The sequence below is a fragment of the Kitasatospora sp. NPDC001159 genome, from assembly GCF_053598235.1.
Genome location: NZ_JBSFJV010000178.1, coordinates 1 through 7,835, shown reverse-complemented (window position 1 = coordinate 7,835; position 7,835 = coordinate 1). Strand labels below are relative to the sequence as shown.

Genomic DNA, 7,835 nt, shown 5'->3' with positions numbered 1-7,835 from the left:
CCGGCCCCCTACGTCCATGCCTACAACGCAGACGGCAAGGAGATCTACAACCAGAAGACGCAGCCCACAGCCAAGAACGCCCGTCAGTAGGCGTCACCTCAGGTAGGCATGGGCGAGCGCCGCCCAATCGGTGCTGTGAAGCACCGTGGCCGGGTCCGGGCCTGCCGTAGCGGAGATCTCGTATGAGGACATGCTTCGTATCCTGCACCCGGTCTCGGACAACGACTCACCCCCAAGAACCGCCACCCCTGTCACGGCGGCGTCAGAACTTCACCCGCCTGGCAGCGCGCGCCCCGGCTCGCAACACGAAGGCCCCGCCCGGCCGCAAAGGGGAAGCGGCCGGGCGGGAGACCGGGGAGCAACGGGGTCCGGGCGCGCGTTGCTCCGGGCGTCGGGGCTCCGGGCGTCGGGGGTCGGGACGCTCGGGGGTCGGAACGCTCGGGGTAGGCCCCGGGGACAGCGCTCCTCGGTCAGCAGGTGACGGCCGCGCGCTCGCGCACGACCAGATCGGTGCGGCCGGGCGTGGCGTCCGCCCAGAGCACCCGGGTGCCGCGGTCGGCCACCGGCATGTACTGGCCGCCCCGGTTGCAGGAGAACCGCTGCGCGGTGCCGCCCTCGATCGGGAGCTGCCAGAGCTTCGGCAGGTCGCTGTTGGCGACGCGCCGGCCCTTCGGCCAGATGAAGGCGTAGGCGAAGGTGACGGCCTTCTCGAGGCGGTCAGCTCGTCGATCTGGCGCGGCTCCCGTCGAGCGGCGTCTCCAGCCAGAGCAGCCGCTTCGCGGTCAGCAGCGTGCGGGCCGCCCGCGTCCCGGCGGTGTCGCCCGCGCCGCCCGCGACGTACTGGGCGACGACCTTGCTCGCGGAGACCGAGTAGTAGTTGGGCACGGGTGAGGCCGAGCGAGCGGCCGGCGGCGAGCACCGCGTCGCGGGCGTCGACGAAGGTGTCCAGTGGGGTGAGGTACTCGGCGAGCGCGCGGTAGACCAGCCGGTCGGCGAGCAGCGGGTCCAGGGTGCGCCGGATGTCCCACAGCGCGCCGCTCATGATGGCCGAGTTGTCGTGCGAGGCGTCCTCGGTGAAATGCACTGGAAGCCCGACGTAGTCGTTCACGGTGGTGCGGCCGGTGTCGAGGCGGCGCTCCGCACAGGCCTCCTGGGTGCCGGTGCGGCAGAGGCTCTCGCCGAGCAGGGCGGCCCGGGGGTCGGTCATGGAGATGCCGAGGGTGGTGGCCTCGACCGCGTTGCCGAAGTAGTCGGCGAGGGCCTCGTCGAGGGCGCCTGACTGGTCCCGCATGACGAGCTTGGCGGTGTTCTCGACGACCCCGTGCGTCATCTCGTGGCCGGTGACGTCGAGCGCGACGGCGAACGGGTAGAACTTGGCGTTGCCGCCCCCGTAGGTCATCCGCCCGCTGCCCCAGTAGGCGTTCGCCAGGCTCTCGCCCCAACTGGTCACGTTGACCACGGCATTGGCCGGGCCGCCGACGCCGTCGATCCCGTTGCGGCCGAGCCGGTCGTGGAAGAAGTCGTACACGGCGGCGGCGTTGCGCTGCGCCTCGGCAGCGCCGGTGGCGGCGAGCGAGGCCGGGAAGTCCGGGGTCGGCGAGGAGGCGGGGCGGACGCTGTCGGGCAGTCGGCCGGCCACCTCGTGCTCGTCCCGGCCGCCCGCGTCGTAGACGGTCAGGGGAGTGGGGCGGGGTGAGGTCGATCAGCTGGTAGGTGCCGTCCGGCAGCCGGGCGATGTTCACCTTGACGGGGTTGCCGTGGACGTCCGGCGCGGTGCCGACGGCGGGTTCGAGGCCGGCCGCAGGCGTCCCGGCGGGAGCCGTCGCGGCGGCGGGCCCGGGGGCGGCGGCGGGCCCGGGGGCGGCGGCGCGGACCCGGGAGGTGTGCGAGAGGGCGACCGCGCCGGTGGTGACGTCCAGGTACACCTCGCGGGCCCTGCCCTCCCAGACCGTCCGGTCGGTGCCGCGCACGGTGAAGTGCCGGGCCAGCTGCAGTTCGGATGGTCGCCGAACCGGGCGCGGTCCGGCACCTGCTGGGCAGCCGGGGCGGGCGACCGTGCGGGTGGGCTGCGCCGTAGGCGGCGGGGCGGGAACCGCTCGGATCAGGACGCTTGAACCCGGCGGTCAAGAGCGCCGCGAAATTCCCTGGAGCCGGCGGCGTTCGGGTAGTTGACTGGCTCCGGTACGACGCCGAGCGGCTTGGGGAGATCTGTGGAGGATCCGGAGTTCACCATTGTGCTGGCCGGTCCCTCCGTCGGTGGGCCCGCGGCCCTCAGAGCAGTCCGCACCGCCACCGGCCTGAGTCTGTGGCGCAGCAGACAGCTCCTCGACAGCGCACCCGTCACCGTACGCTCCGACCTGCCGTTCGGCACCGCCGTACGAACGGCGCAGGACCTGCGTCAAGCCGGTATTGCGGTTACCGCCCGGTGCAACTGGTGCCGGCGCACCCTGCCCGACGACGGCACCTTGGTCGACCCCGGGCCGTGTACGTCTCGAATCCAGCCGACCGCTCACTGCCCGGCCAACTCGCTCACCACTTGCAGCTGTGAGTTCTGCACCACCTACGGCCCCCTGCCAGGCCACACCGCCCGTCAGAACCTGCGCACCGCCTGCCCCGGACACGGAGGCGACGGCGTTCCGCAGGCGGCCCCATTGCCGCACCAAGAATGAGTGGCGTCCCCACCGATTCGCGGACCAGGGCGCGCAGCCGCGAGGGCGACAGCCCCCACCTCCGCTGCCGCGGCATCGAGTCGACCTTCGTGGTCGGGCCGTTCGACCGCCTCCACGGCGTGAAGGACGGCGGCGCGTTCATCGGCTGGTTCATCCTGCGCCCCGAGCCGGAGGGCCCGCTGGACGAAGTCGAACTCGGCTGCCGGCTGCGGCAGGCGGCGTGGGGCAGGGGTTATGCCACCGAGGGCTCGAGGGCCTTGCTGGGCAAGGCGTTCACGAAGCTGGGTGTGCGCATGGTCTGGGCTGAGACGATGTCCGTGAACCACGGTTCGCGCAACATCATGGAGAAGCTCGGAATGACGCTCGCGGACACCATCCCCACGCCCTCCGACATGGAGATGATCGAGGGCTCCGAGCACGGAGGCGTGCGGTACGAGATCACCAAGCAGCAGTGGGGAGCAGTAGTAGCCACGGTGCATAAGGGCCGTTCTGCGACCTCGCCCACCGGAACCGGTGGGCGGACGGCGTCCGGACACCGGCAGCCCACTGACGCCCCGACAGCTGGACGCCGCCTGGTGAGGACGCAGGAGGGAGCAGCACCCGGACTTCAGTCGTCGGCGAGGCCTTCCTGGATGGCCAGGACGGCGAGGCGCACCCGGTTGGGGACGTCGGCCTTGGTCATGAGGTTGGACACGTGGGTCTTCACCGTGGTTAGGCCGATGTGCTTCCGGACCGCGATCTCGCTGTTCGAGAGCCCGGCCGCGATCAGCCGCAGGACGTCCCGCTCCCGCTGCGTGAACGAGGTGCAGCACGGTCGGGCTGTACGGGTTGTCGCCCGCCGCGGCACGGCGGACGGCGTCGAGCACGGCGGACGGTTCCACGTCCTTTCCCAGGAAGCCGCAGGCCCCGGCGTTCAGGGCCGGGTAGAGCCGGTCGTCGTCGTCGAACGTGGTCAGCACGACGACCCGGGCGGCCGGATGGAGGCGGAGGATCTCGCCGGTGGCGGCGATGCCGTCCATGCCGGGCATGTGGAGGTCCATCAGCACCACGTCCGGCCGGAGCCGGTCGGCCAGGCGGACCGCCTCCGCTCCGCTGGCGGCCTCCCCGGCAACGGCGATGTCCTCGGCGGAATCGCAGAGCATCCGCACCCCGGCACGGACGAGTTGCTGGTCGTCGACGATGAGCACCCTGATCACGGGCCCACTCCGCCCGCCATCGGCGGCAGGGTCGCCCTGATCCGCCAGCCGTCCGGGGCGGGGCCGGCGTCGATCGTTCCGCCGACCAGGGCGACGCGCTCGCGCATGCCCAGCAGGCCGTGGCCCCCGGAGGGCCCCGGGTGGCCCTGCCTCGGCGGTTCCGCGCCCGCCGGCAGCGTGTTCTCCAGTACGAGGGACAGCGTCCCGTCCGCCATGTCCATCCACAGGCGGATCCGTGCCATGGGGCCGGCGTGCTTGGTGGCGTTGGCGAGTCCCTCCTGGACCAGCCGCAGCACCGTCAGGGAACGCATCGCGTCAAGCCGCGCGATCCCCGGGTCGACTTCGGCGCACAGCGCCATCCCCGACGGCTGCGTTCCACCACGCCCTGGACCGCGGCGGCCCCGTCCCACCCCCCAGGGGGTGACGAGCCACGGCGGGATCGCCGGTCCGGAGGACCGTTGGCCCGAACCGGACCTCGTGCGATGCCTGGCGGGCCCTGGAGTACGGAGCAGGGGCGGGCCGTCCGTCAGCTCGTCTCCAGCCCCAGTCCCGTGGCGCGGAAGAAGCCCTGGGCGCGCCCCTGGAGGCCGAGGCCGACCCGGCGGGCGGTCACCTCACCGTGCTCGCCGGTCAGGCCGCGGGCGGCCAGTTCGGTGACGACGAGGGCGGCGACGTCGGTGGCGGTCTGTGCGGTCGGGTCGGGGAATTCGGCCTTCCAGCGTTTGCCGGACGCCTGCCACCCGTCGGCGGCCATCGCCGCCGCGACCTCCGCCGGGTCGTCGGCCCGGGAACCGACCCGGAGCGAGAAGCCCTTCACGGTGTCGTACGTGAACGAGATCCCACCGCTGATCCGGCGGGACGCGATGCTGAACGTCACCTTCTCCCCCGGCCGCTGGACGGGCAACTGCTCGATCCACGCGGCAAGCAGCAGCTCTAGCGACTCCCGCAGGTGCGCCAGGTTACCGGCCAGTCGCCCGCCGGGCAGGTAGGTGGCGAGGTCGCCGGGCCCGTACAGGTGCAGCTGCCAGCTGTACGGCAGCAGGGGGAAGTCACTGCTCCCGTCACTGCTCGGGCCGCCCCACCTGAAGTAGTCGAGTTCCTTCTCCTCGACCGCGTCGGCCGAGGCGGTCTCGACCCACACCTCCCGCTGGTCGGCCCGCAGCCGCAGCAGCAGGGCGTCCTCGCCGCTGCCGCGCCACCTGACGTCAGGCCCGTTCGGTCCGCCCCCGTACAGGGTCGGGTCGCCGAGCACGCCGCACACCGCCTGGTAGACGTCCGCGAAGACGTCCCGCCGCTGTTCGAGCGCGGGAGGTTCGGCGAACCGGTGCAGCGTCAGCCGCCGCCCCCGCTCGCCGCCGTCCCACAGCGGCGGGACGAGCTCGCCGACCCGCTCGAGGACCTCCGCACCGACGTGCTGCGCGCTGCCGACCCCCACGTGCAGCGCGACCCACGCCCACCGGTCATTGCTCTGCAGCAGCATGACCCGCTCCCCCGACCGCCACCGCAACCCGAAGCCCTCCGCCCCCGGCGGCACCGCCGTCGGCGCGCCGACGCAGCGCGGCCTGCCGCTGGTGCGGTGTCGCCGTCGGGGCGAAGTCCAGCAGCCGCATCAACCGGATCCGCCGGTAGTGCGGCTGCTCGGGGGCCGTGGATTCGAAGTAGAGCTCTGTCCCGCCGGTCGGGAACAGCCCGACGACGAGCAGGTCACCGAACTCCCGGCGGATCTTCCAGCCGGGACGCTCGGCCACCAGCCGTTCGACGGCGGACCGGTCCGCAGCCCACGGGAGGTCGTGCAGGGTGCGCACCAGCTCGACGGCGGTGGCCAGGTCACTCACCCACGTCACGGCGGGCGTCGTCTCACTCATGAAGTAGATCATCGCAGCCGCCACCGACACCATCCCGAGCGGCTACACCCCTACGCCCCGGTGCCCCGCGACCTCGCCGGTCGCCTTCGCGTAGGCGTAGCCGCGTTCCCAGGCGTTCGCGTGCTTGGACCAGATCATGCCGAGCGCGTCCAGCTCGGAAACGCGGGCCGGGTCGAGCATGTCCGCAGCCTAACGGGGCGAGGACGGTCCCTCGGCGTCTCCTTCGGAACTCGACGGCCCGGTGGGGGCGTGGGGCGTGGGGCGCGCGACCGGGCCGAGCCCGAAGGAGGACACCAGTACCCCGGCCGCGCGTGCCTGGCGGGCCTGACGAGAACCCCACCTCCCAGGCCCCGGTACCCGCACAGCCCACCCCGCACCCGCGACGGGCAAGCCGGTCCGGGCGGGCGTTGTGCCGTGGACGAGTGCTCTCTCGGCCCGCTGGAACTTCAGCCGACAGAGGTCATCGTCCGACAGGGCTTTCAGAACGAAGCCCTCGAGCTGGCAGCCGGTGAGGCGACGATGAAGCAGCCAAGATCAACCCCGGCGTAGGCTCTGGCCAGATTGCAGCCATCACGAGAGGCAGACATGGGCCAGAAGATCATCCGGTTCTCGGACCTGACCGGTACGCACGTGGAGAACGACGACGACCTGGTGCGCATCGTGGTCCGCCAGCACCCCGACCTGGAGGACGGCCCGGTCGAGATCGAGGCGCTCAGCAGTGAGCTGACCGCGATGGAGGAGCTGACGCTCGACCTGGTGACCATCGAGCTGCACTACCCCGATGCCGACGAGCCGGAGACCGTCGTGTTGGAGGCCGAGGCCTTCAACCAGCTGGCCTCCGCCGCCCCGATGGCCGAAGTGCTGCGCGGCGCCAAGACGGTGGCCCGCACCATCCCGAGCCAGCCGGCGCCGGTCGGCGCCAAGGAGCGCGTCAACTACGCCAGCCTGGCGCACGCCGGCAGGCCACACAAGGGCCGCACCACCGACGCCGAGAAGCAGCTCGTGCAGCAGCACCTGGAAGAGATCAACGAACGGCTGACCGCCGAGGGCATCCGGACGATTGACCTGGGCAACGCCGAGCACGTGGCCCGGTACGGCCTGGAGGCACTGGCACAGGAGCGCGGTGTGACGCTCGGCTGAACCGAGGAACGACAGATCAGGGCTCAGCGCAGCCACCGCTGCGCTGAGCCTGATGTATCTGGTGCGGTGACCGCATAGCTTGGCCGGGTTGGGGTGCGCGCACTTGGTTGTGCCGTGAGGTCCGGTCCAGTGGTGCGAATGGCACCTCGACGCCGGTGTGCCCCTGGCAGAATCGCTGCGTGATCCAGGAGAAGCGACGCGCTCTCGCAGATGATGGACGAGTACAGGGCCATGCCGTTCCCGAATGGGTTCCGCGGCCTGGACATTGGGGACCAGGACATGGTCATGCTCGACGCGGATACCGCCGGCTATGTCTACCGCGTCCTTGAGGGCCCCCTCCCCGTACCGTCCCGACAACGCCTGATGAGGTTGGTGGGGGTGTTCGAGAAGGTTCTTCCGGCGATCAGCGACGAGTACGCCACCAAGTTCTACACGCGCGCACGCGACATGGCCATGCTGGCCGCCGAGGTCGAAACCATGCGTGGTAAGTAGTCCTCTGCTGGAGAGGCCCGCCGGGTTGGCGGGCGGGAACGGTCGGATGTGTAAAGAAGCGCGGGCTCGGGCAGCCCTTCACGCGTTGGTCCATCCGCAAACTGCTCGCCTACTTGCGCGAGGCCCTGCGCTGCCTGCTCGCCCGACGGGGCGTCACCTTCCGGCGGACCAAGACCTGGAAAGATTCCACCGACCCCGAGTGCGACGCCAAGCTCGACCGGATCGAGCACGTCCTGGAACACTTTCCGGACCGGACGTTCGCCTTCGACGAGTTCGGCCCACTCGGCATCCGGCCTACCGCGGGCAGCTGCTACGCCGAGCAGGGCCGGCCCGATCGGCTCCCGGCAACCTACAAGCGGACCCACGGCGTGACCTAGGTGTACTGACCACGGAGGTTGGTGACAGGGCTCACGGCCGGGTGATCTTGAAATGAGTGAGGGCCTTCTGGCCAGGTGTGGATTGCGACATCAGCA

At 71.4% G+C, this 7,835-nt stretch carries 8 protein-coding genes and 3 pseudogenes; 4 read left to right on the top strand and 7 right to left on the bottom strand.

The features are described 5' to 3' along the window. Nucleotides 1–262: 262 nt before the first annotated feature. Nucleotides 263–1,639: a M4 family metallopeptidase gene (locus ACWC9T_RS39750; RefSeq protein WP_449825916.1), complete on the bottom strand. Its 1,377-nt coding sequence runs from the start codon at nucleotides 1,637–1,639 to the stop codon at nucleotides 263–265. A 1,026-nt stretch (nucleotides 1,640–2,665) separates the two neighbouring features. Here ACWC9T_RS39750 and ACWC9T_RS39745 point away from each other — a divergent pair. Next, nucleotides 2,666–3,019: pseudogene (locus ACWC9T_RS39745) on the top strand (GNAT family N-acetyltransferase); the annotation flags it as partial. A 257-nt stretch (nucleotides 3,020–3,276) separates the two neighbouring features. Here ACWC9T_RS39745 and ACWC9T_RS39740 read toward each other — a convergent pair. The 6 genes and pseudogenes from ACWC9T_RS39740 to ACWC9T_RS39715 all read right to left on the bottom strand — a co-directional run bounded on the left by ACWC9T_RS39740 (nucleotide 3,277) and on the right by ACWC9T_RS39715 (nucleotide 5,910). Beyond that, entirely contained in the window at nucleotides 3,277–3,516 is a 240-nt protein-coding gene (locus tag ACWC9T_RS39740; protein WP_449825915.1) for a response regulator transcription factor, read from the bottom strand. 64 nt (nucleotides 3,517–3,580) lie between these two features. Then, nucleotides 3,581–3,811: pseudogene (locus ACWC9T_RS39735) on the bottom strand (response regulator); the annotation flags it as partial. A gap of 50 nt (nucleotides 3,812–3,861) precedes the next feature. Next, entirely contained in the window at nucleotides 3,862–4,176 is a 315-nt protein-coding gene (locus ACWC9T_RS39730) for an ATP-binding protein (RefSeq protein WP_449825914.1), read from the bottom strand. Nucleotides 4,177–4,391: 215 nt separating this feature from the next. Next, nucleotides 4,392–5,345, bottom strand: coding sequence for a hypothetical protein (locus ACWC9T_RS39725; protein WP_449825913.1), 954 nt, complete (start codon nucleotides 5,343–5,345; stop codon nucleotides 4,392–4,394). Further along, on the bottom strand, nucleotides 5,326–5,730 hold the full coding sequence (locus ACWC9T_RS39720; RefSeq protein ID WP_449825912.1) for a hypothetical protein: 405 nt from the start codon (nucleotides 5,728–5,730) through the stop codon (nucleotides 5,326–5,328). Before ACWC9T_RS39720 ends, ACWC9T_RS39725 begins: the two co-directional genes overlap by 20 nt. Before the next feature lie 42 nt (nucleotides 5,731–5,772). After that, nucleotides 5,773–5,910 carry a hypothetical protein gene (locus ACWC9T_RS39715; protein ID WP_449825911.1) on the bottom strand — a complete coding sequence of 46 codons (138 nt, stop codon included), beginning with the start codon at nucleotides 5,908–5,910 and terminating at the stop codon, nucleotides 5,773–5,775. A 405-nt stretch (nucleotides 5,911–6,315) separates the two neighbouring features. Here ACWC9T_RS39715 and ACWC9T_RS39710 point away from each other — a divergent pair, with 405 nt between their 5' ends. From ACWC9T_RS39710 to ACWC9T_RS39700, 3 genes and pseudogenes are all read left to right on the top strand, one after another. Beyond that, entirely contained in the window at nucleotides 6,316–6,870 is a 555-nt protein-coding gene (locus ACWC9T_RS39710; protein WP_449825910.1) for a hypothetical protein, read from the top strand. Nucleotides 6,871–7,080: 210 nt separating this feature from the next. Beyond that, the gene (locus ACWC9T_RS39705) at nucleotides 7,081–7,362 is read left to right on the top strand and encodes a hypothetical protein (RefSeq protein ID WP_449825909.1); all 282 of its coding nucleotides are present in this window, start codon (nucleotides 7,081–7,083) and stop codon (nucleotides 7,360–7,362) included. Nucleotides 7,363–7,427: 65 nt separating this feature from the next. Continuing rightward, a pseudogene (locus ACWC9T_RS39700) lies at nucleotides 7,428–7,733 on the top strand (IS630 family transposase); the annotation flags it as partial. Between the last annotated feature and the right edge of the window lie 102 nt (nucleotides 7,734–7,835).